Annotated in this window: 30 protein-coding genes; 16 read left to right on the top strand and 14 right to left on the bottom strand. The window is 60.8% G+C overall.

All coding sequences use genetic code 11. The features are described 5' to 3' along the window. Positions 1–91 precede the first annotated feature (91 nt). Together QMK50_RS18415 and QMK50_RS18410 are read right to left on the bottom strand one after the other, a co-directional pair. Positions 92–1,459, bottom strand: a complete 1,368-nt coding sequence (locus QMK50_RS18415) for a DUF1329 domain-containing protein (RefSeq protein WP_095169393.1) — start codon at positions 1,457–1,459, stop codon at positions 92–94. A 22-nt stretch (positions 1,460–1,481) separates the two neighbouring features. Continuing rightward, the gene (locus QMK50_RS18410; protein WP_320333674.1) at positions 1,482–3,275 is read right to left on the bottom strand and encodes a DUF1302 domain-containing protein; all 1,794 of its coding nucleotides are present in this window, start codon (positions 3,273–3,275) and stop codon (positions 1,482–1,484) included. A 98-nt stretch (positions 3,276–3,373) separates the two neighbouring features. On the opposite strand from QMK50_RS18410, the gene QMK50_RS18405 reads away from it, so the two are divergent. Beyond that, positions 3,374–3,529, top strand: a complete 156-nt coding sequence (locus QMK50_RS18405; RefSeq protein ID WP_320333673.1) for a hypothetical protein — start codon at positions 3,374–3,376, stop codon at positions 3,527–3,529. A gap of 323 nt (positions 3,530–3,852) precedes the next feature. Continuing rightward, positions 3,853–4,614 carry an N-acetylmuramoyl-L-alanine amidase gene (locus QMK50_RS18400; protein WP_320333672.1) on the top strand — a complete coding sequence of 254 codons (762 nt, stop codon included), beginning with the start codon at positions 3,853–3,855 and terminating at the stop codon, positions 4,612–4,614. Positions 4,615–4,677: 63 nt separating this feature from the next. On the opposite strand, the gene QMK50_RS18395 is transcribed toward QMK50_RS18400, so the two are convergent. The 5 genes from QMK50_RS18395 to QMK50_RS18375 form a co-directional block, all read right to left on the bottom strand. Further along, the gene (locus tag QMK50_RS18395; protein WP_095169390.1) at positions 4,678–5,589 is read right to left on the bottom strand and encodes an SDR family oxidoreductase; all 912 of its coding nucleotides are present in this window, start codon (positions 5,587–5,589) and stop codon (positions 4,678–4,680) included. A gap of 162 nt (positions 5,590–5,751) precedes the next feature. Then, positions 5,752–6,654 (bottom strand): alpha/beta hydrolase, encoded by a 903-nt coding sequence (locus tag QMK50_RS18390; protein ID WP_320333671.1) that lies wholly within the window; start codon positions 6,652–6,654, stop codon positions 5,752–5,754. After that, entirely contained in the window at positions 6,654–7,436 is a 783-nt protein-coding gene (locus QMK50_RS18385) for a class II aldolase/adducin family protein (RefSeq protein ID WP_095169388.1), read from the bottom strand. The genes QMK50_RS18390 and QMK50_RS18385 overlap by 1 nt, the downstream gene beginning before the upstream one ends. Positions 7,437–7,577: 141 nt before the next feature. Continuing rightward, entirely contained in the window at positions 7,578–8,264 is a 687-nt protein-coding gene (locus QMK50_RS18380; protein WP_095169387.1) for an LrgB family protein, read from the bottom strand. Next, the gene (locus QMK50_RS18375) at positions 8,254–8,640 is read right to left on the bottom strand and encodes a CidA/LrgA family protein (RefSeq protein WP_159993810.1); all 387 of its coding nucleotides are present in this window, start codon (positions 8,638–8,640) and stop codon (positions 8,254–8,256) included. Before QMK50_RS18375 ends, QMK50_RS18380 begins: the two co-directional genes overlap by 11 nt. A gap of 95 nt (positions 8,641–8,735) precedes the next feature. Between QMK50_RS18375 and QMK50_RS18370 the strand changes: the two genes are divergently transcribed. After that, the gene (locus QMK50_RS18370; protein ID WP_320333670.1) at positions 8,736–9,632 is read left to right on the top strand and encodes a LysR family transcriptional regulator; all 897 of its coding nucleotides are present in this window, start codon (positions 8,736–8,738) and stop codon (positions 9,630–9,632) included. On the opposite strand, the gene QMK50_RS18365 is transcribed toward QMK50_RS18370, so the two are convergent. Then, complete coding sequence (locus QMK50_RS18365; RefSeq protein ID WP_095169384.1) at positions 9,613–10,068, bottom strand: flavodoxin; 456 nt, start codon at positions 10,066–10,068, stop codon at positions 9,613–9,615. The two genes, QMK50_RS18370 and QMK50_RS18365, sit on opposite strands and share 20 nt — an antisense overlap. Positions 10,069–10,221: 153 nt before the next feature. Between QMK50_RS18365 and QMK50_RS18360 the strand changes: the two genes are divergently transcribed. Beyond that, positions 10,222–10,686, top strand: a complete 465-nt coding sequence (locus QMK50_RS18360) for a PAS domain-containing protein (protein ID WP_320333669.1) — start codon at positions 10,222–10,224, stop codon at positions 10,684–10,686. Between the two features lie 63 nt (positions 10,687–10,749). Next, entirely contained in the window at positions 10,750–11,355 is a 606-nt protein-coding gene (locus QMK50_RS18355; RefSeq protein WP_320333668.1) for a hypothetical protein, read from the top strand. Between the two features lie 3 nt (positions 11,356–11,358). On the opposite strand, the gene QMK50_RS18350 is transcribed toward QMK50_RS18355, so the two are convergent. Then, positions 11,359–12,318, bottom strand: a complete 960-nt coding sequence (locus QMK50_RS18350; protein WP_159998734.1) for a MerR family transcriptional regulator — start codon at positions 12,316–12,318, stop codon at positions 11,359–11,361. Positions 12,319–12,524: 206 nt separating this feature from the next. Between QMK50_RS18350 and QMK50_RS18345 the strand changes: the two genes are divergently transcribed. From QMK50_RS18345 to QMK50_RS18320, 6 genes are all read left to right on the top strand, one after another. Beyond that, positions 12,525–13,094 (top strand): antibiotic biosynthesis monooxygenase, encoded by a 570-nt coding sequence (locus QMK50_RS18345; RefSeq protein WP_159993804.1) that lies wholly within the window; start codon positions 12,525–12,527, stop codon positions 13,092–13,094. A gap of 61 nt (positions 13,095–13,155) precedes the next feature. Next, a complete protein-coding gene (gene folM / locus QMK50_RS18340) occupies positions 13,156–13,866 on the top strand; it encodes a dihydromonapterin reductase (RefSeq protein ID WP_320333667.1) in 711 nt (236 codons plus the stop codon). A 22-nt stretch (positions 13,867–13,888) separates the two neighbouring features. Beyond that, on the top strand, positions 13,889–14,449 hold the full coding sequence (folE, locus tag QMK50_RS18335; RefSeq protein ID WP_159993800.1) for a GTP cyclohydrolase I FolE: 561 nt from the start codon (positions 13,889–13,891) through the stop codon (positions 14,447–14,449). 2 nt (positions 14,450–14,451) lie between these two features. Then, entirely contained in the window at positions 14,452–14,823 is a 372-nt protein-coding gene (gene folX, locus QMK50_RS18330) for a dihydroneopterin triphosphate 2'-epimerase (RefSeq protein ID WP_027618555.1), read from the top strand. Between the two features lie 96 nt (positions 14,824–14,919). After that, a complete protein-coding gene (locus QMK50_RS18325) occupies positions 14,920–15,216 on the top strand; it encodes a DUF1244 domain-containing protein (protein WP_095169378.1) in 297 nt (98 codons plus the stop codon). Then, positions 15,209–15,547, top strand: a complete 339-nt coding sequence (locus QMK50_RS18320; protein ID WP_320333666.1) for a HopJ type III effector protein — start codon at positions 15,209–15,211, stop codon at positions 15,545–15,547. Before QMK50_RS18325 ends, QMK50_RS18320 begins: the two co-directional genes overlap by 8 nt. 247 nt (positions 15,548–15,794) lie before the next feature. On the opposite strand, the gene trxB is transcribed toward QMK50_RS18320, so the two are convergent. Further along, on the bottom strand, positions 15,795–16,751 hold the full coding sequence (trxB, locus tag QMK50_RS18315) for a thioredoxin-disulfide reductase (RefSeq protein WP_095169376.1): 957 nt from the start codon (positions 16,749–16,751) through the stop codon (positions 15,795–15,797). 312 nt (positions 16,752–17,063) lie between these two features. Here trxB and cysZ point away from each other — a divergent pair, with 312 nt between their 5' ends. Further along, positions 17,064–17,819, top strand: a complete 756-nt coding sequence (cysZ, locus tag QMK50_RS18310) for a sulfate transporter CysZ (protein ID WP_320333665.1) — start codon at positions 17,064–17,066, stop codon at positions 17,817–17,819. A 40-nt stretch (positions 17,820–17,859) separates the two neighbouring features. Next, on the top strand, positions 17,860–19,083 hold the full coding sequence (locus QMK50_RS18305; protein WP_159993798.1) for a glycosyltransferase family 4 protein: 1,224 nt from the start codon (positions 17,860–17,862) through the stop codon (positions 19,081–19,083). Here QMK50_RS18305 and QMK50_RS18300 read toward each other — a convergent pair. The 3 genes from QMK50_RS18300 to QMK50_RS18290 form a co-directional block, all read right to left on the bottom strand. Then, positions 19,052–20,155, bottom strand: a complete 1,104-nt coding sequence (locus tag QMK50_RS18300) for an NADH:flavin oxidoreductase (RefSeq protein WP_095169373.1) — start codon at positions 20,153–20,155, stop codon at positions 19,052–19,054. The genes QMK50_RS18305 and QMK50_RS18300 overlap by 32 nt on opposite strands. Positions 20,156–20,312: 157 nt before the next feature. Then, the gene (locus QMK50_RS18295; protein ID WP_095169372.1) at positions 20,313–20,795 is read right to left on the bottom strand and encodes a glutathione peroxidase; all 483 of its coding nucleotides are present in this window, start codon (positions 20,793–20,795) and stop codon (positions 20,313–20,315) included. Positions 20,796–20,927: 132 nt separating this feature from the next. Further along, positions 20,928–21,413: an FKBP-type peptidyl-prolyl cis-trans isomerase gene (locus tag QMK50_RS18290; RefSeq protein WP_095169371.1), complete on the bottom strand. Its 486-nt coding sequence runs from the start codon at positions 21,411–21,413 to the stop codon at positions 20,928–20,930. Here QMK50_RS18290 and QMK50_RS18285 point away from each other — a divergent pair. From QMK50_RS18285 to QMK50_RS18275, 3 genes are read left to right on the top strand one after another with little or no spacing between them, the layout of a single operon-like run. Next, positions 21,382–21,720 carry a DUF3565 domain-containing protein gene (locus tag QMK50_RS18285; RefSeq protein WP_095169370.1) on the top strand — a complete coding sequence of 113 codons (339 nt, stop codon included), beginning with the start codon at positions 21,382–21,384 and terminating at the stop codon, positions 21,718–21,720. The genes QMK50_RS18290 and QMK50_RS18285 overlap by 32 nt on opposite strands. A 60-nt stretch (positions 21,721–21,780) precedes the next feature. After that, on the top strand, positions 21,781–23,880 hold the full coding sequence (pta, locus tag QMK50_RS18280; RefSeq protein ID WP_095169369.1) for a phosphate acetyltransferase: 2,100 nt from the start codon (positions 21,781–21,783) through the stop codon (positions 23,878–23,880). Beyond that, a complete protein-coding gene (locus QMK50_RS18275) occupies positions 23,881–24,783 on the top strand; it encodes an acyltransferase (RefSeq protein WP_320333664.1) in 903 nt (300 codons plus the stop codon). It begins immediately after the preceding gene. Between the two features lie 187 nt (positions 24,784–24,970). On the opposite strand, the gene cysN is transcribed toward QMK50_RS18275, so the two are convergent. After that, entirely contained in the window at positions 24,971–26,869 is a 1,899-nt protein-coding gene (gene cysN, locus QMK50_RS18270) for a sulfate adenylyltransferase subunit CysN (RefSeq protein ID WP_159993790.1), read from the bottom strand. Positions 26,870–26,872: the final 3 nt, after the last annotated feature.

Below are 26,872 nucleotides of genomic sequence, written 5' to 3'. Positions count from 1 at the left end.
CGCCGATCAATCAGGGCGACAGCTCGCACCAGGTGCCTAGCTCGCTTGAATGACTGGCATCAACCCGTGGGTCGTCCTCGCCACAGTGGCCTTAACGCACGCCTTCAGCGCGCAATGCCGCTGGTGTGTAGTCCGCCGCCTTGGCATCGAAGCCGAAGACGAAGCTGTGCTTCTCTTCGTTTTTCATGCCCAGGGCGATGTAGCGGCCGGCGATGATGTCGTACAGCGCTTCCAGGGTGTACGCCTGGGCCTGGTGATCGTAGTAGTACTGGGAATGTCCTTCTGCCACACGCCACAGTTGGCCGCGACCGTCGTAATGGTCGACCAGCGCCACCTGCCAGCTGTCTTCATCGATGTACATGTGGCGCTTGGCGTAGATATGCCGTTCGTTGGGTTTGACCGTACCGACCACTTCCCAGACCCGGTGCAGTTCATAACGCGTCAGGTCCTGATTGATGTGCCCGGCCTTGATCACGTCGTCGTATTTCAGGCTCGGCGAATCGAGCTTGTAGCTGTTGTAGGGGATATAGACTTCTTTCTTGCCGATCAGCTTCCAGTCATAACGATCCGGCGCACCGGAGAACATGTCGAAGTTGTCCGAGGTACGCAGGCCATCAGCGGCCGTGCCCGGTCCGTCGTAGGCCACTTGCGGCGCACGACGCACGCGACGCTGGCCGGCGTTGTAGATCCAGGCCAGGCGCGGTTCCTTGACCTGGTCGAGGGTCTCATGGACCAGCAGCACGTTCCCCGCCAGGCGCGCCGGCGCGGTCACCGACTGCTTGAAGAAGGTCAACACGTTGGCGGCTTTTTCCGGGTCCAGGTCCTTCATCAACTGGGGTACGGCGATTTCTTCTTCAAAGCGAATCGGCGTGTAGGCACCGTTGGTCTGCGGTGTCACCTGGGTGATGATGCGCTTGAGGTTGCCGCCGTGGTAACGGGTGATGTGGTTCCACAGCACCTCGACCCCGTTCTTCGGAATCGGGAAAGCGTAGTAGCGATTACCGGTGAAGTTGGCCAAGCCATTGCCGTCGTTGATGCTGTTCACGTTCAGCGCGCTGCGCTTGGCCGACTCGTAGATCTCGGGCGGCACGGCCACGGTACGGTGGGTCGGGTAGACGGGAATCCGGTAGGTCTCGGGGTAGCGCTTGAACATTGCCACCTGGCCGTCGGAGAGCTTGGCCTTGTATTTGTCGACGTTGGCCGCGGTGATGGTGAACAGCGGTTTTTCACTGGCGAACGGGTCGGCCAGGAAGCCCTTGCTGTCGACCGCACCGGCATTTTTGGGAATGCCGCCGGTCCAGGCCGGGATCGAGCCGTCGGCATTGCCGGCCTTCTCCGCGCCCAGCGGGGTCAGGGTGGTGCCGAGTTTGTTGGCTTCTTCCGGCGACACTGCCGCCATCACGTTGGCCGCCAGCAGGCTCAGGGCCAGGGCACCGCATTGCAGAATCATCTTGCGCATAAGGTCATCCTTTTCAGCCAGATCAGAAGTTCACGCCGAAGCTCAGGGCCAGGAAGTCGCGGTCTTCGAGGGTGTTGTAGTCGCCCCCGAAAAAGTCGGTGTAGCTCAGGCTCGCGGTGTAGGTGTTGCGATAGTCGGCATCAACCCCGACGCTGACCGCCTTGGCGCCCTCGTTGAACAATCCGTTGGGGCCATAACCGGCAACGTCGTGGGACCAGGACAGGTTGGGCTTGAGGTTGATCCCGCCGATGACGTTGGCGTAATCGAGGATGGCCCGTGTGCGGTATCCCCAGGAGGTGGAGGTGACAAAACCTCCGGTATCGCCGCCAAACCCGTACTGGCCGTAGACCGAGTCCCGGCCATAACGCAAGGTGCTGCGCGACTCCAGGCCACCGACCCGCACGACCGCCGCCTCACCGACCAGGGTCAGGCGTTGGGCGCCGAGGACCTGGTCAAAGAAGTGGGTCAGGGTGCTTTGCACCTGGGTCACTTCCTTGCGCCGATAGCCTTTGTTGTCGGCCCCCGGGGTGGTGCTGATCGGCGACGCAGCGCCGCCGGCAATCGGGTTGAGCAAGGCCAGGGTCAGGTCATTGGTACTGACCTGGAGCGGTGCGTTGGGCCGATAGCTGATTTCCCCGGTCCAGGCCGTGCCGGTGGGCAAGGTGGTGGAGAAGCTGGCGCCGTACAGGCGAATGTCTTCCGGATAATCGAGATAGTACTGGCCGCGGCCGAGCATCACGCTTTGCGCCAATCCCGAACCGGTGCCGGGCGCGATGGCATTGGCGGTGCCGACGATGCCCGGCAATGCCGACAGGGTCGAAAGGCCCGCCGTGACAGTGCCGACCGTGGGCGTGCGGCTGTGGTAGTTCATGAAATACAGGCCGTACTCGGTGTCGTCGCCGAGCCAGCGCAATGCGGTGCCCCATTGCCCGGAATCACGCGCATCACGGTCGCCACCCCGTGGCACCACCACCCCTTCGCGAGTCACTTCGAAGCCTTGGCCAAATGCCGCGGCAACCGGTTGCAACGGAGCGATCGCCGGGTTGGCCACCGTGTAGTTGTTCACGCAACCATCGGCTACCACATCGTTGCCGAAGAAGGTCCCGCAGTTATCCACAACCGTCTGGTCCCACTCCAGTTGATAAAAACCTTCGACGGTCAATTGGTCGGTCAGGCCCTGGCTGGCGAACAGCATGTTGACCGGGATCAGGCCCTCCTTGATTTCGGCACCCGGGCGCCGAAATGCCGAGACGTCGACCGGGTTGATGCTGTTGATCGAGTTGCCAATGAAGGTACTTTCGCCCCAACTGACCACCTGTTTACCGGCGCGCACGGTGCCTGGCAGATCGGCGATGGAGTAGTTGTGGTAGACGAAGGCATCGAGGATCTGCCCACCGGAGGATTTGGCGCCTTCCTTGCGATTGGTGTCGCTGATGTCCTTGAACGGCCGGCTTTCGTCCTTGAGCTCGAAGTCGTACCAGTATTTGCCGCGGACAAATACCCCGGTGTCGCCATACTTCAGTTCCAGGTCGTGGATGCCCTTGAAGATCTTCGAAAAGGTCTCACCCTTGCTGAAGTTCAAGCGACCATCGTCACCGGTGGAGGACTGTCCGGAGCCTCCGTTGACCGTACCCACCAACGCATCATCGGCATCGCGCATGCCCCAGCTCGCACCAATCGACAGCGACGAATCGAATGTCCCCTCGATTTCGCCAATGTTGAATTCAACCGCTTGCGCCTGGGCACAGCAGCCCAAGGCAACCGCGACGGCCAGCGTCTGCGGCGTGAAGATGGCGCGCATTGTTGTTTTTGTCATGCGTCTTCCCCGGTGAGTGACTTGAAGGCCCCACCCTACTGCTGCCCGCCGGGAGCGATAAGCGCACCAAGGAGGTATTCGTGATGTAGCTCCAAAGGATGAATGCCCGCACGGGGCAAGGCTTTGCGCCGGGCATGGGCCGGCTGGATGAGGGGTTATCAATCAAACCGATGATCCGGGCAACTGTTGCCGATGGCGTAACAGTGCATGTCTTGAAACGCTATTTTTCCTTTGCCAAGAAGGACTTATTCTAATCGGGCTTCCACGGCAACAAGCCTCGAAGCCCCGCCAGCCGAGTGTGAATTGCCCACTTGAGCGGCGAACTGTTCAGATGCACCGAATGCCCATCATTCAGTTCATCACCCTGGGTTCACTGACGTTGATTTGTAGCTCCTTGATCTAACGTCTTACTTTGGCCGCTGCGTTTGCAGCGGCCTTTTTTATTGGAAAAACTTAGCGGATTGATAGTTGATCCTTCCCACAAAACAACCAGAAAACCACTACAAAATCCCCCGAAAGACACTGCTACCTTGCTGTGAATGGACGATTACGATTCACACAACAGGGTAGTTAAATCATGTTCCCAACCAACAGCAACTATCGCGCAAAGGCTTATAACAGCCGCATTCGCTTCTTGGTCCTGCATTACACCGCCGCCAACTTTGCCAGTTCGATTGGCGCACTGACCGGGCCCAATGTCAGTGCCCACTACCTCGTTCCGGATATCAGCGACGTTAGCTATATCAAGGCCGGCTTCAGCGACCAGCAGATCTTCGGCCTGGTCGATGAAAACCAACGGGCCTGGCATGCCGGGGTCAGCCAGTGGGCTGATCGCAGTAACCTGAACGACACCGCCATCGGCATCGAAGTGGTCAACCAGGCCACCGACAACAAGGGCAAGTTCACCTTCCCGCCGTATCAACCCCAGCAAATAGCCGCCATTGAGCAACTGGCAAAAGACATCCTCAAGCGCTACCCGGACATCACTCCGCGTAACGTCGTGGGCCACTCCGACATTTCCATCGGCCGCAAAAGCGACCCCGGCGCGGCATTCCCCTGGCATGCGTTGTACTTGAAAGGTGTGGGGGCCTGGTTCGATGAGCGACAGCGCGACGCCTTCCTGCGCCAATACAAGGATTCAGGAGTGCCGAACCGTGCGACGTTGCTGGACCAGTTCAAGAAGTATGGCTACAACACTTCGCAAGCCACTAACGAGTCGGGCTTCCAGCAACTGGTGCGGGCGTTTCAGTTGCACTTTCGTGCCGAGAAGTATGACGGCGTGATGGATGTGCAGACCGCAGCGAACCTGGCGGCACTGGTGCGTAAATACGCGCCCTGAGCAATCCCTCCCGTAGTTGAGACAGAGCGCAAGCCGCCAGCCTTGCGCTCGATTCTTGCCCGCTTACAACGAATACTTCTGCAAATTGCCCATCATTTCCTTCAGCGCTTCAATGTTGTCTTTGGGGTGCGCCGCGCCTTCGAAGTCGCAAATCTGCTGCCAATGCGCCGCCACATCCTCAGGCGAGAAACCCTCCCGCGGATCAAACCCCGCCCCCAGGCTGCGCTCCCATCGCACTTTGCCCATCCAGCCGCCGCCGACTTCAAACAGCCCCGAGGTTTCCTGGCAGTTTTCGCTGGCCAGGTACACCACCAACGGGCTGACCAACTCCGGCTTAAGTTGCTCGAACACTTGCGGCGGGATCAGGCCTTCGGTCATGCGCGTGCCGCCGGTGGGGGCGATGGCGTTGACCAGGATGTTGTTCTTGCGCCCTTCGATGGCCAGGGTCCGGGTCAGGCCATAGAGCCCGAGCTTGGCCATGCCGTAGTTGGACTGGCCGAAGTTGCCGTAGATACCCGAGGTGGATGCGGTGAAGATCACCCGCCCGTAGTTTTGCTCGCGCATGTGCGGCCAGGCGGCGCGGGTGACTTTGTAGGCACCTTCGACATGCACCCGGTAAACCAGGTCCCAGTCGCTGTCGTCCATTTTATGGAAGGTCTTGTCCCGCAGGATTCCGGCGTTGTTGACTACCACGTCGATCCGGCCAAAGGCATCGAGGGCGTGCTGGACGATTTTTTCGCCATCGGTCACCGAGTCATGGTTGGCCACGGCAGTGCCGCCGGCCTCACGAATCTCTGCCACCACGCGGTCAGCGGCCGAGGCGTTGGCGCCTTCACCCTGCGCGGAACCACCCAGGTCGTTGACCACCACCCGGGCACCCTGCCTGGCGAACAACAGTGCATGGGCCCGTCCCAGGCCGCCGCCCGCACCAGTGACGATCACGACTTTATCTTCGAAGCGCACAGACTCATTCATTACCCAACTCCAGCAGGCCAAGGACAGTGAGGCCGAGTGTCAGGCACGAGGCCTGGGCTCACAATCAACTGGGCTGGGGCTGAATGGTGCGCGATAAGGCACGGGGATGATTGCACGGCAGGCGCTCATCGAACCGCAAGGCTTGGTTAACTGGAAGTCACCTCAGGAACAGGCAATTTTCAACGCCGGGGAGTCCTGCTGGTCACGAAACGCCAAGTAGTGCTTGAGCACCTGCACCGGGGCTTCGATCTGTGGGTAATGACCAATCCCGGGCAAGAGCACGGTATCGGCATCTGCGATCAATTGCCGATAACGCTCGACCATGTGGGCACCGGAAACCGGGTCGACTTCGCCGTCGATCACCCGCAACGGTACTTCGCCCGATTGCATGGCTTTGAGCCAGCGATCGCGCTGTACGCGGCGCTGGGGCACGTACTGGATCAGCTTGTGCATGATCCGCGTCCCGCGGTTGTTGTCGATCAGGCTCCAGAAATCGTCCAGCTCGCTTTCGCTGGGCCGGGTCTGCGGGCCGAAGATCTGCCGGAAGCTCTTGACCAGGGCATCCCGGGTAAAGGCACGACCGATCATCCAGCCCAAGGGGCTGAGCAACAGCTTCTGCATCAGTACCGGACGGTGCGTCTCGGGAAACAGGCCGCCATTGAGGAACACACAGCTGGCGATGTCGCTTCGCGCCTCAAGGTGCCTGGCGAGCAATTCCTGGGCGACGCTGTCGCCATAGTCATGGGCCAGCAAGTGCACCGGCTGATCGATGCCCAGGTGTGCCAGCAACGCCTGCTGCAAGTCGGCCTGCTCCAGCAGGCAGTATTCATGGCCCACGGGTTTGGCCGAATCGCCGAAGCCCAGCATGTCGCAGGCAATCACCCGATAACGCTGGGCCAGGGGCTGCCACAGGTAGTGCCAATCCCAACTGGCGGTAGGAAAACCGTGGATAAGCAGTAAGGGCTCACCCTGTCCGGCCACCCAGTAACGAATGGTCTGACCCCGGAATACAAAGCTCTGGCCGCGTTTGCGCCAGACGCACAGTGGAATCTCGGCGAGTGGCATTAGAGTTTATAACCCGGGTCTTGTTTATCGAGTTTACGCAGCAGCGCCGGCCAGGCCAGCGCGCCTCCCATTCCTTGTGCACTTTTGGTCACGCCGGCAATCATCGCCTTGGCCCCCGCGAGGATCTGCGGCTCGATGCTGATCAGCTCGGCGCCACCGTTCTGCGCCAGCACCTGGATATCGCAGGCCCGCTGGAAGGTAAACATCATCAGAAACGTATCGGCGATGGTGCCGCCACAGGTCAACAACCCATGGTTGTGCAGCATCAGGAAATTCTTGTCACCGAGGTCGGCCTGCAACCGCGCCTTTTCCTCGTGATTGAGCGCCACCCCTTCGTAGGCGTGATAACCCAGGCTGGAAAGGACAAACAAGGATTGCTGGCTGATCGGCAGCACGCCTTGTTTTTGCGCCGAAACGGCCACGCCAGCTGCGGTGTGGGTATGCAGGACACAGACCACATCGTGACGCACTTCGTGCACGGCGCTGTGAATGGTGTAGCCGGCGGGGTTGATCTCGTAGGGACTGTCCATCAGCTTGTTGCCGGCCTGGTCAACCTTGACCAGGCTCGAGGCGGTGATTTCGTGAAACATCATGCCAAACGGATTGATCAGGAAATCTTCGGTGCCGGGGACCTTGGCCGAGATATGCGTGAAGATCAAATCATCCCAGCCATGTGCGGCTACCAGGCGATAACAGGCGGCCAGGTCCACTCGGGCCTGCCATTCGGTGGCACTGACCTGGTCTTTCACGCTCTGGCTTGACTGGACGGGGGCTACGCTCACGGCAAGGACCTCTGGTTTTTATTCTTTTGGGGGTGTCAAAGCAGTCTAGTCAGCTGCCGGGATTCGGGTAGTTGCATTGGCAGCCAGCTTACTGACCCAACGAGTCAGTTGGCTTTCAAGCAAAATCCACTGTGCAGTGAGTCACAGTATGTGCGTCAGCAATGGCGCCGCGAACAGGTTCATCAAGCCCGTCAGGACCATCACCAACCCCGCCACCGAACCTTCTTCGCCGCCCACCTCATGGGCGCGACTGACCCCGGCGCCATGGGCCCCGACCCCGAACAACGCGCCGCGGGCCAAGGCGCTGCGCAGTGGCAACCACTTGAGCAGGATCCCGCCGAGCATGGCGCCAAATACTCCGGTGAACATGACGAACACCGCCGTCAGCTCCGGTACGCCCCCCAGGTCGTGGGCCAGCGGCATGGCGAATGGCGTGGTGATCGAACGAGGCAGCAGCGACAGGGTCACCGAACTGTCCAGCGCCAGGAGCCGAGCCAGGCCAAACGAGCTACCCATCGACGCGGCGCTCCCGGCCAGCATCCCCACCAGCAACGCCGACCAATGCCGCGCCAGCAACTGACGCTGCTGCCAGATCGGCACCGCGAACGCCACGGTGACCGGCCCCAGCAACGCCATCAACCAATGGGTATTTTGCGCATACTCGCTATAGGCCGTGTGCAGCGGTACCGCCACCAGCAGCAACAGCACGGGCACCAGGATCAGCGGCGACACCAGGTAACGTCCGCTGCGTCGATACAGCCAGCGACTCAATACATAAGCGGCCAGGGTAAAGACCAACCAGAACAGCGGCATCCACTCACTTCTCATGAGCCAGCCTCCAGCGGCAGACCCATTCGACCGTGAATGCCGTCACCAGCATGACCAGCAGGGTACTGAGCGCAATCACCACGAGGATCCGCCAACCTTCATCGCGCAATAGGCCGCCATAGTCGAGCAAACTCATCAAGGCTGGAATGAAGAACAGCAGCATCTCGGCCATCAACAGCCCGGCCCCCATTTGCAACGCCGCCGGCTTGACCCACCCCAGGGCAAATACCAGCAGCAACAATGCCAGGCCCATCACCCCGCCCGGGATCGGCCAGGCCAACCATATGGCCAACTGGCATCCGAGCAGATAAATAGCCGACAACACCAGCAGTTCAGCGAGCAGGCGGGCGAGTTTTTTAGCGCGTGTTACGTTCATCGGTTGGCTCCTCACAGGAAGCCATTTTAAAGAGCGGGCTGTCATCACCGAAGCGAATTGTTAGACTCAAGACTATTCCAAAATGGAATCAGATCATGGAATTCAAACAACTGCGCAGCTTCATTGAAGTCGTTCATCAGGGCGGCTTCACCCAGGCCGCCAAGACCTTGCACATCAGCCAATCGGCGGTCAGCAAACAAGTGGCACAGCTGGAGCACAGCCTGGGCACGCTGCTGCTTGAGCGACTGGGGTCACAGGTGCGGTTGACGGCGGCCGGCACGGTGGTCCTGCAACGCGCCGAGAGTATGCTGCGCTTGCGCAATGAACTGCTCAGCGAACTCGACGACCTGAGCGACCTGCGCCGTGGCGAACTGCGCCTGGGCCTGCCGCTGCTGGGCAGCGATGCGCTGTTCGCTGGTTTGTTCGCCGAGTACCGGCGGCGTTATCCGAACATCAGCGTGCAGTTGCTGGAAGGCGGCAGCCTGAACATTGAGCAGGCAGTGCTCAGCGGTGAACTGGAACTGGGCGGCAGCCTGCTGCCCCAGGACCCGCAGTTCGCCTGGCAACCGTTCTGCGACGAACCCCTGGATGCGCTGCTGGCGGCGGACCATCCATTGGCCGGCAAGACCAGCCTGCGCCTGGAAGAACTGGCCGACACTCCGTTCCTGCTGTACCAGCGCAGCTTTGTACTCAATGAACGGTTGCTGCAGGCGTGCCAGCAAGTGGGCTTTACCCCCAAGGAGGGCGGGCGTAGCGGGCAGGCGGATTTTCTCGTGGCCCTGGTGGCCGCGGGACAAGGCGTGGTGCTATTGCCACGGGTGGTCGCCCGCGGGCTGGTCCGCCCGGGCGTGGTGCGCCTGGGATTGCAGGCGCCCCGTGAACTGCGCTGGGATATTGCGTTTATCTGGCGTCAGGGTGCCTATCTGTCGAAAGCCGCCCAGGCTTGGCTCGCGTTGTTGCGCGAGTTTCCGGTCAGCCGCGCAGAGCCGTGATCAACTGCTCCAGCCAAGGCTCGGCATCACTTTCCGGGGTCACGCTTTCACTGGCGTCCAGGCGCAGCATTGGCAGCACTTCGCGCACGCCCAGTTCACCGAACAGCTCACGCAATTGTTCACCGCCGCCACAGAAAGTATCGCCGTAGCTGGCATCGCCGAGGCCGATCACCGCCCCAGGCAAGCCACGCCAGGCGCCTGGCAGTTGATCACGAATCATCGAATACAGCGGTTGCAGGTTGTCCGGCAACTCGCCCATGCCAGTGGTGGAGGTCACCGCCAGAAAGGCTTCGGGGGCAAATGCCTGAAGTTCGTCGAGGGTGGCACGCGGGTTATACAAGGTCTGAAAACCTGCCGCGTCGAGAAGTTTCGACGCGTGCCGGGCAACTTCTTCTGCCGTGCCGTACACCGAGCCGGAAATGATGGCGACTTTCATCAAACTGATCCTGCACCTGAGTCAAAGACCGAGATCTTAACAGCAGACGACAAAAAACCGCGATTGACTCTCATCGACGCCGATGGCAAGTGGACAGCCCAGCAGCCTGTCTTAGAATGCAACGCATTACACAACACAGAAAGGACTCGCACGATGATCAATGCGCAATTGCTGCAACTGGTGATCAACGCTTCAAACGACGGCATCGTGATCGCAGAAAAGGAAGGCGAAGATAACATCCTGATTTACGTGAACCCGGCCTTCGAAAAGCTCACCGGCTACAGCGCTGACGAAATACTCTATCAGGACTGTCGTTTTCTCCAGTCTGGCGATCGGGATCAAGCCGGATTGGCACCGATTCGCGAAGCCCTTCAAAGTGGCGGATCCTGTCGAGAGATCCTGCGAAACTATCGTAAGGATGGCACTCCATTCTGGAATGAGCTGTCACTTTCAACGGTCTACAATGAGAATGACAAGCAGACCTATTTTGTCGGTGTACAAAAAGATGTCACCACCCAGGTCAAGGCGTTGCAGCGCGTGGCGCAACTGGAGGCGCAGTTGGCAGCCGCTCAGGCTGAGTTGCAGGCAATGAAAACGACCAACGGTCAGAACCTGTAAGCGAATTAGCGGTCACTAACTACAATCACCAGTGACTTTGTAACTATATCTTTCGAGCTAGCCATGCAGCAAGATGCCCTCCTCACCCAGGATGAGCTGGATTTTATCCAGACCATGCAACATAACCCGCAGCTCAACGTGCGTGATGCGACGTCGAGCCTGCTGGTTAACGGGGGTTCGCAAATCCGTGACCTGCTGACACGCCTGGCGGCCAACGAACAGGTGACTATCCAGGCACAGTTCGAAAACCAGCAGATGACCTTCCCGCTGCACCTGGTGGAAGATGAGTTCCATGCGCTGCATCTGCGCCTGGGCGTACCGAGCATTTATGAAAGCGGGCCGAAGGTGCGACCTTGGCGCCTGCCCCTGGAAGAGCCGGTTGCCCTGGAAAACGCCAAAGGCCAGGCGGGTACACTGTGGGTCCACGAAGTGTCGTTCAAGGGTATCTTGCTCGAGGTGCGCAACCGGACCAAACCGCCGAAGAGTTTCGCGCTGTGGTTCAGCCCTTCTGGTTACGAGCGCATTGCCTTGCGCGGCACTTTCGAGCGGCAGACCGAGCAGGGTTATTACGCCTACCAACTCAACCAAGGCAACTCGGTCGAAACCGAGCGCCTACGCCAGTACATCCTTCAGCAACATCGCCTGACCCACCCCGCCATGCACGTCTGAATTTCAGGTATCCAGCGTTCCGCCAAGAAAATGCTGCAGGCGCTGGCGCATCAGGCCACCTTCATTGCCCAGGCAACCGATAGACGAACCGGCCAGGCTGTCCTGCGCCAGCTCCGACGCATCGCCGCACAACAACAGACGACACTGCAGGCTCATCGCCAGCCGATTCAGACGCCGGGCAAAGTCAGCGGCCGGCGCCCGATTGGAAACCAGCACCAGCACCTCGGGCCGGATTTTCTCACAGACCAGGGACAGCTCCTCGAAAGGCTTGCCCAGCGCCAGTACCCGGACGCCCACCGCGCCACCGCTCAGGAACAATGCCGCCAGTAGCAACTCCAGCTCATGGCAATGGCCTTCGATTGCCGCCACCGCAGCCCGAACCGGCTGTGAGCCGCGCAACATAATCAGTCGTTGCAGCACCCGTGACCGCAGGAAGGCGTCGAGCATCACCCATTCACTGGTTTGCCCGAAGGTCTCCTTTTGTTGCAGCGCCTGAGTCCACAGCGGCATAAAAATGTCCTGGAACACCACATCCAATGAATAAGTGGAGAACACTTGGCCGTAGATCCGCGCCAGTTCCAGATCATCATAATTGCTCAATGCCGTGCGAATCTGGACCTGCCACTGGACATAGTCAGCCTGGACCAACGGGTCCGGAACAATGCTCGACAGCGCCTGCGCGGCCTGGCTCCTGGCCAGAAGCCGGGCGATCTTGCTGACCGCCACCCCCCGAGCGATCCAGCTCAGAATGCTGCGAATCTGCTCGATATCGGTCAGGGAATACAGTCGATGCCCGCTTTCGGTGCGCACTGGCTGGATCAAACCGTAGCGTCGCTCCCAGGCACGCAACGTCACTGGGTTCACACCGGTCAGGCGTGCCACTTCACGAATGGGGAACATTTGCGCTTGGCTGGTGGCATCAACAGCCTGCAACGGCTCGGGAGACTCAGTGATGACGGGCATCGGTGCGTAGACATCCATTTCAAGTTGGATCCATTTTATCGCGCAAGCATGGACGATGTTCAAGTACTGCCTGATCGACGAAGGTCACTGGCGTATTTCGCAAAATCAGGAATAATCCTTGCTTGTTGTAACCCAGCCCTCCACCCCGGGCTGAGTTTGGCGCGCCTCCTACCCGGAATCGCGCCCCCGTTTTATGGAGATACATAATGTCTACCTCACCTGTCACCTTGATGGTGGCGCGCCGCGTTGCCAGCGGACGCTATCAGGAACTGATCGCCTGGTTGCGCGAAGGCGAACAACTGGCCACTGACTTTCCCGGCTACCTGGGCTCCGGCGTACTCGCTCCGCCGCCTGGTGATGACGAATTCCAGATCATTTTCCGTTTCGCCGACGAACCGACCCTGCACGCCTGGGAGCACTCCGCCTCGCGCACGGCCTGGCTAGGGCGTGGCAGCGAACTGTTTGCCCATCCTTCGGAACATCGAGTCAGCGGCATCGATGGCTGGTTCGGCGCCGCCGGCCAGCGCCCGCCGCGCTGGAAACAGGCTGTCGCCATCTGGCTGGCATTCTTTCCGGTCTCGCTGCTGTTCAACTTTGTCCTGGGCCCATTGCTCAGCGACCTCGACATGCTGCCCCGGGTGTTCATCAGCACCCTGGCCCTGACCCCCTTGATGGTCTATTTCTTCATCCCGCTGTCGACTCGCCTGCTGGCCAGTTGGCTGAGCAGCACGCCCGCACCGTCGTTGCCGGCCGAGGCGACTGCGCAAAACCGCTAAAAGGGGCATGGCTCGTGCAGTCGCTGGTATAGTTTTGCCATACCCGCGATGCGAGCCCTTCATGACCTCCTCCCCCGCCCCGATCCTCATCACCGGCGCCAGCCAACGCGTCGGCCTGCATTGCGCGCTGCGGTTGCTGGAGGCCGGGCAGCCGGTGATCATCAGCTACCGCAGCGAACGCCCGGGCGTGCAGACCCTGCGCGACCTGGGGGCAACCGCGCTGTTTGGCGACTTTTCCACGCAAGCCGGAATCCTCGCCTTCATCGCCGAGCTCAAGACTCACACCCAGCAACTGCGGGCCATCGTGCACAACGCCTCGGCATGGACTGCGGAAACTCTCGATAACGAAGTCACGGCCTTCACCCAGATGGTCAATGTGCACATGCTTGCGCCTTATCTGATCAACCTGCAGTGTGCCGAGATGCTGCGGCGCTCGAGCCCCGCCGATATCGTGCACATCAGCGACGACGTCACGCGCAAGGGCAGCAGCCAGCACATCGCCTATTGCGCCAGCAAAGCCGGGCTCGATAGCCTGACCCTGTCGTTCGCCGCCAAGTACGCGCCGCACATCAAGGTCAACGGCATCGCTCCCGCCCTGCTACTGTTCAACCCCGACGACGACGCGGCGTACCGCGCCAAGGCCTTGGCCAAGTCGGCGCTGGGCATCGAACCCGGCAGCGAAGTGGTCTACCAGAGCCTGCGCTATTTGCTGGACAACCCCTATGTCACCGGCACGACCCTGACCGTCAACGGCGGACGGCACGTCAAATAGGCCGCCCCCGCGAGGATGTTCCATGCCATTGTCCCTGCCCCAGAATTACCGCGAGATCCTCATCGGTCTTGGCGAAGACCCAGACCGCGAAGGCCTGCTCGATACCCCGGCCCGCGCGGCCAAGGCCATGCAGTATCTGTGTCATGGTTACGCGCAAAGCGTCGATGAGATCGTCAACGGTGCCTTGTTTGCCTCTGACAACGATGAAATGGTGATCGTCGACAACATCGAGTTGTACTCACTCTGCGAACATCACTTGCTGCCCTTCATCGGCAAGGCCCATGTGGCTTATATTCCTACCGGCAAGGTACTGGGCCTGTCGAAGATCGCCAGGATCGTCGACATGTTTGCCCGACGCCTGCAGATCCAGGAGAACCTCACCCGGCAGATTGCCGACGCCGTGCAGCGCGTGACGGGGGCCGCCGGCGTTGCGGTGGTGATCGAGGCCCGACACATGTGCATGATGATGCGCGGCGTGGAAAAACAGAATTCGACCATGAACACCTCGGTGATGCTCGGCGCCTTTCGCGACTCGAGCAACACTCGCCAGGAGTTCCTGCAATTGATTGGACGGAGCAAGTAGCAATGCCACAACTTCAACCAGGAATGGCCCGCATCCGGGTCAAGGACCTGTGCCTGCGGACCTTCATCGGCATCAATGAAGACGAGATCCTCAACAAGCAGGACGTGCTGATCAACCTGACGATCCTCTATGCGGCACAGGAAGCGGTGCGCGATAACGACATCGACCACGCGCTCAACTATCGCACCATTACCAAGGCGATCATCGCGCACGTGGAAGGCAATCGTTTTGCCCTGCTCGAACGCATGACCCAGGAATTGCTGGACCTGGTGATGGCCAACCAAAGCGTGCTGTACGCCGAGGTCGAAGTCGACAAACCCCACGCCCTGCGTTTCGCCGAGTCGGTGTCGATTACCCTCGCAGCAAGCCGCTAGCTTCAAGCGGCAAGCTGCAAGCGCTAAACTTGCCGCCACCGCCATCCAACTTGCAGCTTGAAGCTTGCCGCTTGAAGCTGTCTCGCAGAGACCGCCATGACCGAACAACAACGCCTGGAACTCGAAGCCGCCGCCTTTCGCCGGCTGGTTGCCCACCTGGACAGCCGCAAGGACGTGCAGAACATCGACCTGATGAACCTCTCGGGTTTCTGCCGCAACTGCCTGTCCAAGTGGTACAAGGCTGCGGCCGACGATCGCCAGATCGACGTCAGCCTCGATGACGCCCGCGAAGTGGTCTACGGCATGCCGTACGCCGAGTGGAAAGCCCAATACCAGCAAGAAGCCAGCGCCGAGCAGCAAGCCGCGTTCGCCAAAGGAAAGACCCATGACTGACCTGAACACCCTGCGCGCCAGCCTCAAGACCGGTGAACATGCATTTGCCCAGACCCTGGCCTTCATCGGCGCGAACTACGACTACCAGCCGCAAGCCTTCAATAACGGTGGCGTGGAAAACGCCGCCGGACAGAACGAAGGTTCGTGCAAGACCCTGGGCCTGGCTGTGCTGGAAGGCTTGAGCGATGAAGAAACCCTGCTGGCATTCGGTGAGCACTACCGTGCTGTGCTGGCCACCCCAGAGGGCAGTGACCACGGCAATATCCGTGCGCTGATGGTCCATGGGTTGGCGGGGGTCAAGCTCTCGGCACAGCCGCTGGCACGGCGCTGATTGCACCGCTGGAGCTTTTTCAGCGCTACAAAAAAACCGGCCGAAGCCTAATGCCGATCAGTTAAGCCCTTTTGTAGGAGCGGGTGCCCGCTTGCGGCTTGCTCGCGAAGAACTCAACGGCGCCGCGTTTATACTGAATACACGCGTTATCGTTGACGTTTTTCGCGAGCAAGCTCGCTCCTACAATTGACAGCGTCGCTTAACTGATCGGCATTAGGCCGAAGCCGGTTTTTTCATGCCCAAAGAATCAAGCGTTCTTCAGGTTGTCCAGGTAACGCTCTGCGTCCAGTGCGGCCATGCAGCCGGCACCGGCGGAGGTGATGGCCTGGCGGTAGACGTGGTCAGCCACGTCGCCGGCGGCAAAGATACCTTCGATGCTGGTGGCAGTGGCGTTGCCGTCACGGCCGCCCTGCACAACCATGTAGCCGTCCTTGAGGGTCAACTGGCCTTCGAACAGCGAGGTGTTCGGGGTGTGGCCGATGGCGATGAACACGCCGTCGACTTTCAACTCGTCGAAGCTGCCGTCGTTGTTCTTCAGGCGCGCACCGGTCACGCCCATGTTGTCACCCAGCACTTCGTCCAGGTTGGAGTTGAGCTTGAGGATGATCTTGCCTTCGGCCACACGGGCGTTCAGCTTGTCGATCAGGATCTTCTCGGCGCGGAAGGTCTCGCGGCGGTGCACCAGGGTCACGGTGCTGGCGATGTTGGCCAGGTACAGGGCTTCTTCCACGGCGGTGTTACCGCCACCAACCACAGCGACCGGCTTGTTGCGATAGAAGAAACCATCGCAGGTAGCGCAGGCCGAAACGCCCTTGCCCATGAACGCTTCTTCCGACGGCAGGCCCAGGTAACGCGCACTGGCGCCGGTGGCGATGATCAGCGCGTCACAGGTGTAAGTGCCGCTGTCGCCAGTCAGGGTGTAAGGCTTGGCTGCGAAGTCGACGGCATTGATGTGGTCGAACACGATTTCGGTCTCGAAGCGCTCGGCGTGCTCTTTCATCCGCTCCATCAGCGCCGGGCCGGTCAGGCCATGGACGTCGCCAGGCCAGTTGTCGACTTCGGTGGTGGTGGTCAGTTGACCGCCAGCCTGCATGCCGGTGATCAGCAGCGGCTTGAGGTTCGCACGGGCGGCATAGACCGCGGCGCTGTAACCGGCAGGGCCGGAACCGAGAATAATCACTCGCGAATGACGTACATCAGACATGACTCACTCCTATCGACCGGCCGGTATTACCTGGCGCGGGTGCCGGATTGCCGGCTGGAATAAAAAAGGACCGTGACAGCACTTGGGGAAGTGCATCGCGCGACAGTCCTGAAAAATAATGGGTGCAGCGTATCGAGGAGGCGAAGATTAAGGAAATACCGTTTAACAATCCAGCTCATAGGCGGTCTCTATCTCCAAGCGGCCGATTTAACGGCGCCTTTGTTACAGTTAATGTCGATCCGCTTGCCACGCTTTCGCCTGTGGGGCAAAGCCGGTAAGGTCGGCGCGTTTTCCCCTTGCTCGGAGCACCTTATGCCCGCCCCCGTTCTGTCCGGCCCGCAATACCTGCGCGAAGGCCTCAAGCTGGTCTTGAGTCCCGGCCTGCGCTTGTTCGTGCTGCTGCCGCTGGCCATCAACCTGGTGCTGTTCGTCGGCTTGATCTACCTGGCCGGCCACCAGTTCAGCCTGTGGGTCGACACCCTGATGCCGTCGCTGCCCGACTGGCTGAGCTTCCTCAGTTATGTTCTCTGGCCAATGTTCGTGGTGTTGGTGGCGCTGATGGTGTTTTTCACCTTCACCCTGCTGGCCAACGTGATCGCTGCGCCCTTCAACGGCTTTCTTGCCGAGAAAGTCGAAGTGGTGGTCCGCGGCACCGATGACTTCCCGGCCTTCAGTTGGGGCGAACTGATGGCCATGGTCCCACGCACCCTGGCCCGGGAAATGCGCAAGCTGGGGTACTTCCTGCCCCGGGCGTTGGCGCTGTTCATTTTGTCGTTCATTCCGGTGGTCAACCTGATCGCCGCACCGCTGTGGTTGATCTTCGGGGTGTGGATGATGGCGATCCAGTACATCGACTACCCGGCAGACAACCACAAGCTGGGCTGGAACGAGATGCTCGCCTGGCTGCGGGAAAAACGCTGGCAGAGCATGAGCTTTGGCGGGATCGTCTATCTAGTGCTGCTGATTCCGGTGGTGAACATTCTGATGATGCCGGCCGCAGTGGCGGGGGCGACCCTGTTCTGGGTGCGTGAGCGCGGTGCGGAAAACCTGGAAACCAGCCAGGGCTGAGCCGGTCATCAATTCATCATCACCCTGACACAATGACGACATGACCCCAACTGACACTGGGGTCATGACGACAACTCTGCATATCACCCTGATCACCGAAACCTTCCCTCCGGAAATCAACGGCGTGGCCAATACTCTGGGCCGCTTGTGTGATGGCCTGCGCGCCCGTGGGCACCAGGTCGAACTGGTGCGCCCGCGCCAGGACGGCGATCAGGCCCTGGCCAGCGACGACGCCCTGCTGCTCTGCCGCGGCTGGCCGCTGCCGGGATATCCGGGGTTGCAGTGGGGTCAGTCGTCGATGCACAAACTGCTCAGGCGCTGGAAACGCCAGCGCCCGGACGTGCTGTACATCGCCACCGAAGGCCCGCTGGGCCTGTCGGCCCTGCGGGCAGCGCGGCGCCTGGGGATCTCGGTGGTGAGCGGTTTCCACACCAATTTCCAGCAATACACCAGTCAGTACGGTCTCGGTTTGCTGACCCGGATGCTGACGCATTACTTGCGCTGGTTTCATAACCGTTCGACGCTGACATTGGTGCCGAGCATCAGTCAGCGACTGGAACTGGAGCGCCGGCATTTCGAGCGCCTGGCGCTGTTGTCCCGGGGCGTCGACAGCCAGTTGTTTCATCCGACCAAACGGCTGAACGCCTTGCGTGAGCAATGGGGCCTGGCTGAGGGAGACATCGCGGTCATGCACGTCGGTCGGCTCGCCCCCGAAAAAAACCTTGGCCTGCTCAAACGTTGTTTCGAAAAGCTGTGCAGTACTTATCCACAGCGCAATCTGAAATTGATCGTGGTCGGCGACGGGCCGCAACGCGCGGCACTGGAAAAGGAGCTGCCGCAGGCGATCTTCTGTGGCTCACAGCGCGGTGAGGCCTTGGCGGCGCACTATGCGTGCGGGGATGTGTTTGTGTTTCCGAGCCTGACCGAAACCTTCGGTAATGTGGTGCTGGAGGCGCTGGCCTCCGGGCTGGGCGTGGTGGCTTATGATCAGGCCGCGGCGGCGCAGCATATTCGCCATGGCTACAACGGCGTGTTGGCGATGCCGGGTGATGAAGAGGCGTTCTGCGATGCGGCAGCGTGGTTGCTGGAGGAGGATGAAACCCTGCGCTGCGTGCGCCTGAATGCGCGACAGCACGCGAGCCGCCAGGGTTGGGCGGCGATCATCGAGCAGTTCGAAGACCAATTGCGCGGGGCCTGTCAGGTCCCCGCGCCAGAGAAGGTTGCGGTGGCGCTTAAACCAGCGTCATCAACGCTTCGCGACTGAACGGCAGAATCTCGCCTTCACGGCCATCGCGGACTTTCTGCGCCCAGTCCGGGTCAACCAGCAGCGCCCGCCCTACCGCCACCAGATCGAACTCATCGTTGTTCAGGCGCTCCAGCAGGTTTTCCAGGCTGGCCGGCTGCGCCACCTTGTCAGTGTTGACCATGAACTGCAGGAATTCGCCGTCCAGGCCCACGCTGCCCACGGTGATGGTCGGCTTGCCGGTCAGCACGCGAGTCCAGCCGGCCAGGTTGAGGTCGGAACCGTCAAACTCCGGCTCCCAGAAACGCCGTGTCGAGCAATGGAAAATGTCCACACCAGCGTCGGACAACGGCTTGAGGAACTCACCCAGCGCCTCGGGCGTCTGCACCAGGCGCGCGGTGTAGTCCTGCTGCTTCCACTGGGAGAAACGGAAAATGATCGGGAATCCTTCGCCGACCGCTGTCCGCACCGCCTGGATCAATTCGATGGCAAAGCGCGAGCGGTTGGCCAGACTACCGCCGTACTGATCGGTACGCTGGTTACTGGTCTCCCAGAAGAACTGGTCCAGCAGGTAGCCGTGGGCGCCGTGGATTTCCACGCCGTCCATGCCGATGCTCTGGGCATCCTTGGCGGCCTGGGCGAAGGCAGCGATTACTTCCTGGATATCCTGCTCGGTCATGCCGTGCACCACGACCTGGCCGTCCTTGAGCTTTTCCGACGGACCATAGCCCGGAACACTGGCGTCCGGCTCGGTGCCGATGCGCCGCACGCTACCGACGTGCCAGAGTTGCGGAACGATCTTGCCACCTTCGGCATGCACCGCGTCCACGACCTTTTTCCAGCCGGCCAAGGCCGCTTCACCATAGAACTGCGGAACGTTCGGGTAACCGTTGGCTGCCTTGTGGCCTACCGTGGTGCCCTCGGTGATGACCAGGCCCACGCCAGCCGCCGCGCGACGACGGTAGTACTCGATGACTTTCGAGTTCGGCACGCCGCCCGGGGAAAACGAACGGGTCATGGGTGCCATGACCACACGGGTCGGCAATTGCAGGGTACCCAGGGAAAACGGCTTAAACAGGGCTTGTACAGGCATGCGGCACTCCACAGGGATCCAAGGTTTATGACGGGGATAATATGGAGTGAGCGCGCGCTTGAATAGCACTATTGATTGCAGTGATTAAGGACCAAAAGATAGGAAATATTGTAGGAGCGAGTGCCCGCTTGCGGCTCGCTCCTACAGGGGGGAGATATCAGCTCAGCGCTTTTTCAATCGCCTGGACGACCGCAGGATCATCCGGTGCCGTACGCGGCGAAAAACGCGCCAGCACCCGGCCGTCCTTGCCCAGCAGGAATTTTTCGAAATTCCAGGTGATGTCGCCAGGAAACTCCGCACCCTCGCCCGCCAGCAGACGGTACAACTGATGGCGCTCATGGCCGTTGACTTCCAGCTTGCTGGACAACGGAAAGCTCACGCCGTAGTTGAGGCTGCAGAAATCCTTGATCTCGTCTTCAGTGCCCGGCTCCTGGCCGGCGAACTGGTTGCAAGGCAAGCCCAGCACGCTGAAGCCTTGGCCTTTGTACTGCTGGTAGAGGCTTTCCAGGGCGGCATATTGTGGGGTCAAACCACACTTGGAGGCCACGTTGACCACCAATACGACATGCCCTTTGAAGGGCGCCAGCGGTAACGCCTGGCCGTCCAACGCTTTTAAAGTAAGGTCGTGAAAAGCACTCATGATGAACTCCAGATATCCCGTGTTTTTCTCGAAACGCCCTTCAACCGCACTCTCGCCCGGCGCCCTTTAACCGGCGCCGACTAAAAAGGCGCCCAAAGGCGCCTCTCCAGATACCTGAGCTTAGCGCAGAAATCAGTGGTGATGACCACCTTCGCCATGGACGTGACCATGGGCGACTTCTTCTTCGCTGGCGTCACGGATGTCGATGATCTTCACTTGGAAGTTCAGGCGCTGGCCGGCCAACGGGTGGTTGCCGTCAACGGTCACGTCGTCGCCGTCCAGGTCACGGATGGTGACGATCTGCATTTGGCCGTCTGGCGCGGAAGCGTGGAACTGCATGCCCACTTCCAGTTCGTCGACGCCTTCGAACATGCTGCGGCTCAGGGTGCTGACCAGCTCGGCGGCGTATTCGCCGTAAGCGTCTTCAGGTTCAACAGCTACGGTCAGTTCGTCGCCGACAGCTTTACCTTCCAGGGCTTTTTCCAGGCCTGGAATGATGTTACCTGCGCCTTGCAGGTAGACCAGCGGCGCGCCGCCGGCGGAGCTGTCGATGACCTCACCAGCGTCGTTGGTCAGGGTATAGTCGATGGAGACAGCCTTATTGGCGGCGATCAGCATGGGGCGAGACCTTTTGCAGAAGAATAAAGAATGGACAAGTTTAGCGAAGCAAACGCCCGAAAGCGAACGGAACCCTGACCAACGGCCCGCTTCGAAAGCTTCGATCATTACCGGTTTCCATCTGGACGAGGATGGGCACTGGGTGGCCGAGCTGTCCTGTGGTCATACCCAGCACCTGCGCCACCAGCCTCCCTGGCAATCCCGGGCCTGGGTCCTGGACCCGTTGCAGCGCCAGGAAAAAATAGGCCAGGCCTTTGATTGCGGTTGGTGCGCTCAAGGCCCGGTTAGCGATAACCTTGGCGTCTGAAATTTCGGTAGGAGGCCAGTCATAGGCCTTCACCTTGCCATGCACCTCTAGAGAATCCGCATGCAAACTTTTTTTATCGCACCCACCGATTTTGGTGTGGGCCTGACTTCCATCAGCCTCGGGCTGGTGCGTACCCTGGAACGTGCTGGGTTGAAAGTCGGCTTCTTCAAACCGATTGCCCAGCCGCACCCCGGCGACACCGGGCCTGAACGCTCCACCGAACTGGTGGCCCGTACCCATGGCCTGAAGCCGCCTCAACCGTTGGGCCTGGCGCATGTCGAGCGGATGCTCGGCGACGGCCAACTGGACGAACTGCTGGAAGAAATCATCACCCTGTACCAGCAAGCCGCCATCGGCAAGGACGTGCTGATCGTCGAAGGCATGGTGCCGACCCGAAGCGCCAGCTATGCCGCCCGGGTCAACCTGCACCTGGCCAAAAGCCTGGATGCCGAGGTGATCCTGGTCTCGGCGCCGGAAAACGAAGTGCTCACCGAACTGTCCGGGCGCGTCGAGTTGCAGGCGCAACTGTTCGGCGGCCCGAAAGACCCGAAAGTCCTCGGCGTGATCCTCAACAAGGTCAAGACCGAGGAAAGCATGGAGGCCTTCGCCGCGCGCCTGAAAGAACACTCGCCGTTGCTGCGCAGCGGTGACTTCCGGCTGCTCGGCTGTATCCCGTTCCAGCCGGAGCTCAACGCCCCGCGTACCCGCGATGTGGCCGACCTGATGGGCGCGCAAGTGCTCAACGCCGGCGACTTCGAAACCCGGCGCATGACCAAGATCATCATTTGTGCGCGGACCATGCGTAACACCGTGGAGCTGCTCAAGCCCGGCGTGCTGGTGGTGACCCCGGGAGATCGCGACGACATCATCCTGGCCGTCAGCCTGGCGGCGATGAACGGCGTGCCGCTGGCCGGCCTGCTGCTGACCAGTGACACCCTGCCAGACCCGCGCATCATGGACCTGTGCCGCGGTGCATTGCAGGCCGGCTTGCCGGTGCTGTCGGTGAGCAGCGGCTCCTACGACACCGCCAACCAGTTGAACGGCCTGAACAAGGAAATCCCGATCGATGACCGCGAGCGCGCGGAAATCATCACTGACTTCGTCGCCAGTCACCTCGACGCCAACTGGCTGCACCAGCGCTGCGGTACGCCGCGAGAAATGCGCCTGTCGCCCGCGGTGTTCCGCTATCAGTTGATCCAGCGCGCCCAGGCAGCCAATAAGCGCATCGTCCTGCCCGAGGGCAGCGAGCCTCTGACCGTGCAGGCGGCAGCCATCTGTCAGGCTCGCGGCATTGCCCGATGCGTGTTGCTGGCCAAACCGGCGGACGTCGAGGCTGTGGCGCGCGCCCAGGGCATCGAGTTGCCGCCTGGCCTGGAGATTCTCGACCCGGACCTGATCCGCGACCGGTATGTCGAACCGATGGTTGCCCTGCGCAAGACCAAGAGCCTCAATGCGCCGATGGCCGAGCAGCAACTGGAAGACACCGTGGTGATCGGCACCATGATGCTGGCGCTGGACGAGGTCGACGGGCTGGTGTCCGGGGTCATTCACTCCACCGCCAATACCATCCGCCCTGCCCTGCAACTGATTAAAACCGCACCGGGCTGCACCTTGGTGTCCTCGGTGTTCTTCATGCTGTTTCCAGAGGAAGTGCTGGTCTACGGCGACTGCATCATGAACCCGCACCCCAGCGCCAGCGAGCTGGCGGAAATCGCCCTGCAAAGCGCCGACTCCGCCGCCGCCTTCGGCATCACGCCACGGGTGGCGATGCTCAGCTACTCCAGTGGCGACTCGGCCAGCGGCGAAGAAGTGGAGAAAGTACGCGAGGCCACGCTATTGGCCCACGAAGCGCAAAATTCGCTGCTGATCGACGGGCCGCTGCAGTACGACGCCGCCGCCAACGCAGACGTCGCGCGACAACTGGCCCCCAACAGCCAGGTAGCCGGGCGCGCCACGGTGTTCATTTTCCCCGACCTCAACAGTGGCAACACCACCCACAAGGCCGTGCAGCGCAGTGCCGATTGCGTCAGCCTCGGGCCGATGCTGCAAGGCCTGCGCAAACCGGTGAACGACTTGCCGCGCGGCGCGCAGGTCGACGACATCGTCTACACCATCGCCCTGACCGCGATTCAGGCCGCCAACCGACCTATGGATCTCTAAATGCTGGATTTTCTCCCTGGCGCCGTGCGTGGCGTGATCGCTGCGCTGCTACTGGCACTCAACACCCTGCTGTTGTGTTCGTTCCTGTTCTGCGTGGCGATCTTCAAGGTCCTGCCATTCGCCCTCACCCAGCGCTTCACCGCCTGGCTGATGAACCACACCCATGAGGCCTGGATCAGTAACAACAAGGCTTGGATGCGGCTGGTCTGCCGCACCCGCTGGCACCTCAGCGGCCTTGAAGGCCTGGACTACCAGCACTCGTACCTGATCACCAGCAACCACCAGAGCTGGGTCGACATCATGGTGCTGCAGTACCTGTTGAACCGGAAAATCCGCCCGCTGAAATTTTTCCTCAAGCAGGAGTTGATCTGGGTCCCGGTAATTGGCCTGGCCTGGTGGGCCCTGGGCTTTCCGTTCATGAAGCGCTACTCCAAGGCCTACCTGGAAAAACACCCGGAGAAGAAAGGCAAGGACCTGGAAACCACCCGCAAGACCTGTGCGAAATTTCGCAACAATCCGGTGGGCATGTTCAACTTCGCCGAGGGCACGCGCTTCACCGAGGCCAAGCACAAACAGCAGCAATCACCGTTCCGCTACCTGCTCAAGCCCAAGGCCGGCGGGATTGCCTTTGTGCTGGACGCCATGGGCGAGCAGCTTGAATCAGTGGTCAATGTGACCATTCACTACCCCGCCGGGCGCCCGGGTTTCTGGGACCTGCTGTGTGGCAACGTGAAGGAGGTGGTGGTGCATTTCCAGGAGCTGTCGATCCCGGCGCAGTTCATTGGCAAGAACTACGAGCAGGATGGCGCCTACCGCTTGCAGTTCCAGGGCTGGATCAATCAGTTGTGGCAGGACAAGGATGCTCTGCTCGCGCAGATGCATCGGGAATATCCGGCAAACTAATCGGGTGCCTGTTCTGACCTCATCGCGGGCAAGCCCGCTCCCACAGGTTTCGCGTACACCACATACCTTGTGGGAGCGGGCTTGCCCGCGATGGGGTCAGAACAGACACAAAAAAGCCCCCAGACAATCACTTGTCTGGGGGCTTTTCCTTGCAGCATGAAGCTAGAAACTTGCCGCTGCTCCTGTCTTAGATCGCGCCGCGGCTACGCAGCAGATCCAGCACCTGCTTGACGCTGTCTTCCAGCGACAGCGCCTGGGTGTCGACCACCAGGTCGGCGTCCAACGGCACGTCGTACGGGAAGGACTCGCCCGGGATGTTATCCCCGGCCGCCGCATACAGGCCCTGTGGATCACGTTCGGCGCAGACCGCCGGCGAAGCCTGGACGTAGACCGTCAGCAGACGGTCCTTGCCGATCAGGTCCTTGGCCTGCTCACGACCTTCGGAACTCGGCGCCACGAAGGCCGCCAGGGTCAGCAGGCCGGCTTCGTTGAACTGCCGGGCAACATGCGCCGCACGACGCCAGTTCTCGGTGCGCCCGGCGCGATCCTGCGGCAGGCCTTTGTTCAGGTCGTGACGCAGGTTCTGGCCATCGAGCACGAACACCGCACGGCCCATGTCGAACAGCTTGCGCTCGACCGCATAGGCCAGGGTGCTCTTGCCCGCGCCCGACAGGCCGCTGAACAGCACGGTGGCCGGCTGCTGGCCGAAGCGCTGGGCACGTTCTTCTGTGGCCACGTGCGCCAGTTTGCCGTGGTGGGTAGCACTGCCGTGCGCCACCGGTTGGGCGACGATCATGCCGGCGCCCACGGTGCCGTTGGTCAAGCGGTCGATGATGATGAACGCGCCGGTGGTGCGGTTGCTTTCGTAACCGTCGAGGGCGATCGGCGCATCGAGCGCGATCCTGACCTTGCCGATTTCGTTCAGTTGCAACGCACTGGCCGGGCCTTCTTCCAGGGTGTTGACGTCGACCTTGTTGACGATGCTGGCAATGGAGCCTGGCACGTAGCTGGTGGCGCGCTTGATGTCGTACTTCTTGCCCGGCAGCATCGGCTCTTCAGCCATCCACACCAGCATGGCTTCGAAGCTGTCGGTCACCGGCGGCACGTTGTCGGCATGTACCAGCAGGTCGCCACGGGAGATGTCGATCTCGTCTTCCATGGTCAGGGTGACCGCCTGGCCAGGACCGGCGTGCTCCAGCTCACCTTCGAAGGTGACGATGGATTTGACGCGGCTGCTCTTGCCCGAAGGCAGGACCACGATTTCGTCGCCTTTCTTGACGATACCGCTGGCCAAGGTGCCGGCGAAACCGCGGAAGTTCAGGTTGGGACGGTTGACGTACTGCACCGGGAAACGCAGGTCGGTGAAGTTACGGTCGCCCGCCACTTCAACGGTCTCGAGGATTTCCATCAGCGACTGGCCGGTGTACCACGGCGAACGCTCGGACTTGTTCACCACGTTGTCGCCCTTGAGGGCTGACATCGGCACAAAGTGCATGCTGGTGGGCTTGAGCTTCAAGCCTTCGGCGAACTGCAGGTAGTCGGCCTTGATCGACTCGAACACGCCCTGGTCGAAGTCCTTGAGGTCCATCTTGTTGATGGCCACGACGATGTGCTTGATGCCCAGCAGGGATGCGATGAAGCTGTGGCGACGGGTCTGGGTCTGCACGCCGTAGCGGGCGTCCACCAGGATGATCGCCAGGTCACAGGTCGACGCGCCGGTGGCCATGTTGCGGGTGTACTGCTCATGGCCCGGGGTATCGGCAATGATGAATTTGCGTTTGGCGGTGGAGAAGTAGCGGTACGCGACATCGATGGTGATGCCTTGCTCGCGCTCAGCCTGCAGGCCGTCGACCAGCAATGCCAGGTCGATATCGTCACCGGTGGTGCCGACTTTTTTCGAGTCGCGGGTAATGGCTTCCAGATGGTCTTCGTAGATCATCTTGGAGTCGTGCAGCAGGCGCCCGATCAGGGTGCTCTTGCCGTCATCGACGTTACCGCAGGTCAGGAAACGCAGCAGTTCTTTACGTTCGTGCTGGCCCAGGTAGGCGAGGATGTCCTCGCTGATCAAATCAGATTGATGCGACATGAC

It is taken from the genome of Pseudomonas sp. P5_152 (assembly GCF_033989915.1).
Taxonomy (GTDB): Bacteria; Pseudomonadota; Gammaproteobacteria; order Pseudomonadales; family Pseudomonadaceae; genus Aquipseudomonas.
Note: the sequence above shows the minus strand (reverse complement) of the source record. Positions and strands in the feature narration are given on the sequence as shown.

What these genes read in the sequence shown, in the direction of transcription:
- QMK50_RS18415 (WP_095169393.1), bottom strand. Translation starts at nt 1,459, where the DNA reads ATGCGCAAGATGATTCTGCAATGCGGTGCCCTGGCCCTGAGCCTGCTG.
- QMK50_RS18410 (WP_320333674.1), bottom strand. Translation starts at nt 3,275, where the DNA reads ATGACAAAAACAACAATGCGCGCCATCTTCACGCCGCAGACGCTGGCC.
- QMK50_RS18405 (WP_320333673.1), top strand. Translation starts at nt 3,374, where the DNA reads ATGAATGCCCGCACGGGGCAAGGCTTTGCGCCGGGCATGGGCCGGCTG.
- QMK50_RS18400 (WP_320333672.1), top strand. Translation starts at nt 3,853, where the DNA reads ATGTTCCCAACCAACAGCAACTATCGCGCAAAGGCTTATAACAGCCGC.
- QMK50_RS18395 (WP_095169390.1), bottom strand. Translation starts at nt 5,589, where the DNA reads ATGAATGAGTCTGTGCGCTTCGAAGATAAAGTCGTGATCGTCACTGGT.
- QMK50_RS18390 (WP_320333671.1), bottom strand. Translation starts at nt 6,654, where the DNA reads ATGCCACTCGCCGAGATTCCACTGTGCGTCTGGCGCAAACGCGGCCAG.
- QMK50_RS18380 (WP_095169387.1), bottom strand. Translation starts at nt 8,264, where the DNA reads ATGAGAAGTGAGTGGATGCCGCTGTTCTGGTTGGTCTTTACCCTGGCC.
- QMK50_RS18375 (WP_159993810.1), bottom strand. Translation starts at nt 8,640, where the DNA reads ATGAACGTAACACGCGCTAAAAAACTCGCCCGCCTGCTCGCTGAACTG.
- QMK50_RS18370 (WP_320333670.1), top strand. Translation starts at nt 8,736, where the DNA reads ATGGAATTCAAACAACTGCGCAGCTTCATTGAAGTCGTTCATCAGGGC.
- QMK50_RS18365 (WP_095169384.1), bottom strand. Translation starts at nt 10,068, where the DNA reads ATGAAAGTCGCCATCATTTCCGGCTCGGTGTACGGCACGGCAGAAGAA.
- QMK50_RS18360 (WP_320333669.1), top strand. Translation starts at nt 10,222, where the DNA reads ATGATCAATGCGCAATTGCTGCAACTGGTGATCAACGCTTCAAACGAC.
- QMK50_RS18355 (WP_320333668.1), top strand. Translation starts at nt 10,750, where the DNA reads ATGCAGCAAGATGCCCTCCTCACCCAGGATGAGCTGGATTTTATCCAG.
- QMK50_RS18350 (WP_159998734.1), bottom strand. Translation starts at nt 12,318, where the DNA reads ATGCCCGTCATCACTGAGTCTCCCGAGCCGTTGCAGGCTGTTGATGCC.
- QMK50_RS18345 (WP_159993804.1), top strand. Translation starts at nt 12,525, where the DNA reads ATGTCTACCTCACCTGTCACCTTGATGGTGGCGCGCCGCGTTGCCAGC.
- folM (WP_320333667.1), top strand. Translation starts at nt 13,156, where the DNA reads ATGACCTCCTCCCCCGCCCCGATCCTCATCACCGGCGCCAGCCAACGC.
- folE (WP_159993800.1), top strand. Translation starts at nt 13,889, where the DNA reads ATGCCATTGTCCCTGCCCCAGAATTACCGCGAGATCCTCATCGGTCTT.
- folX (WP_027618555.1), top strand. Translation starts at nt 14,452, where the DNA reads ATGCCACAACTTCAACCAGGAATGGCCCGCATCCGGGTCAAGGACCTG.
- QMK50_RS18325 (WP_095169378.1), top strand. Translation starts at nt 14,920, where the DNA reads ATGACCGAACAACAACGCCTGGAACTCGAAGCCGCCGCCTTTCGCCGG.
- QMK50_RS18320 (WP_320333666.1), top strand. Translation starts at nt 15,209, where the DNA reads ATGACTGACCTGAACACCCTGCGCGCCAGCCTCAAGACCGGTGAACAT.
- trxB (WP_095169376.1), bottom strand. Translation starts at nt 16,751, where the DNA reads ATGTCTGATGTACGTCATTCGCGAGTGATTATTCTCGGTTCCGGCCCT.
- cysZ (WP_320333665.1), top strand. Translation starts at nt 17,064, where the DNA reads ATGCCCGCCCCCGTTCTGTCCGGCCCGCAATACCTGCGCGAAGGCCTC.
- QMK50_RS18305 (WP_159993798.1), top strand. Translation starts at nt 17,860, where the DNA reads ATGACCCCAACTGACACTGGGGTCATGACGACAACTCTGCATATCACC.
- QMK50_RS18300 (WP_095169373.1), bottom strand. Translation starts at nt 20,155, where the DNA reads ATGCCTGTACAAGCCCTGTTTAAGCCGTTTTCCCTGGGTACCCTGCAA.
- QMK50_RS18295 (WP_095169372.1), bottom strand. Translation starts at nt 20,795, where the DNA reads ATGAGTGCTTTTCACGACCTTACTTTAAAAGCGTTGGACGGCCAGGCG.
- QMK50_RS18285 (WP_095169370.1), top strand. Translation starts at nt 21,382, where the DNA reads ATGGAGACAGCCTTATTGGCGGCGATCAGCATGGGGCGAGACCTTTTG.
- QMK50_RS18290 (WP_095169371.1), bottom strand. Translation starts at nt 21,413, where the DNA reads ATGCTGATCGCCGCCAATAAGGCTGTCTCCATCGACTATACCCTGACC.
- pta (WP_095169369.1), top strand. Translation starts at nt 21,781, where the DNA reads ATGCAAACTTTTTTTATCGCACCCACCGATTTTGGTGTGGGCCTGACT.
- QMK50_RS18275 (WP_320333664.1), top strand. Translation starts at nt 23,881, where the DNA reads ATGCTGGATTTTCTCCCTGGCGCCGTGCGTGGCGTGATCGCTGCGCTG.
- cysN (WP_159993790.1), bottom strand. Translation starts at nt 26,869, where the DNA reads ATGTCGCATCAATCTGATTTGATCAGCGAGGACATCCTCGCCTACCTG.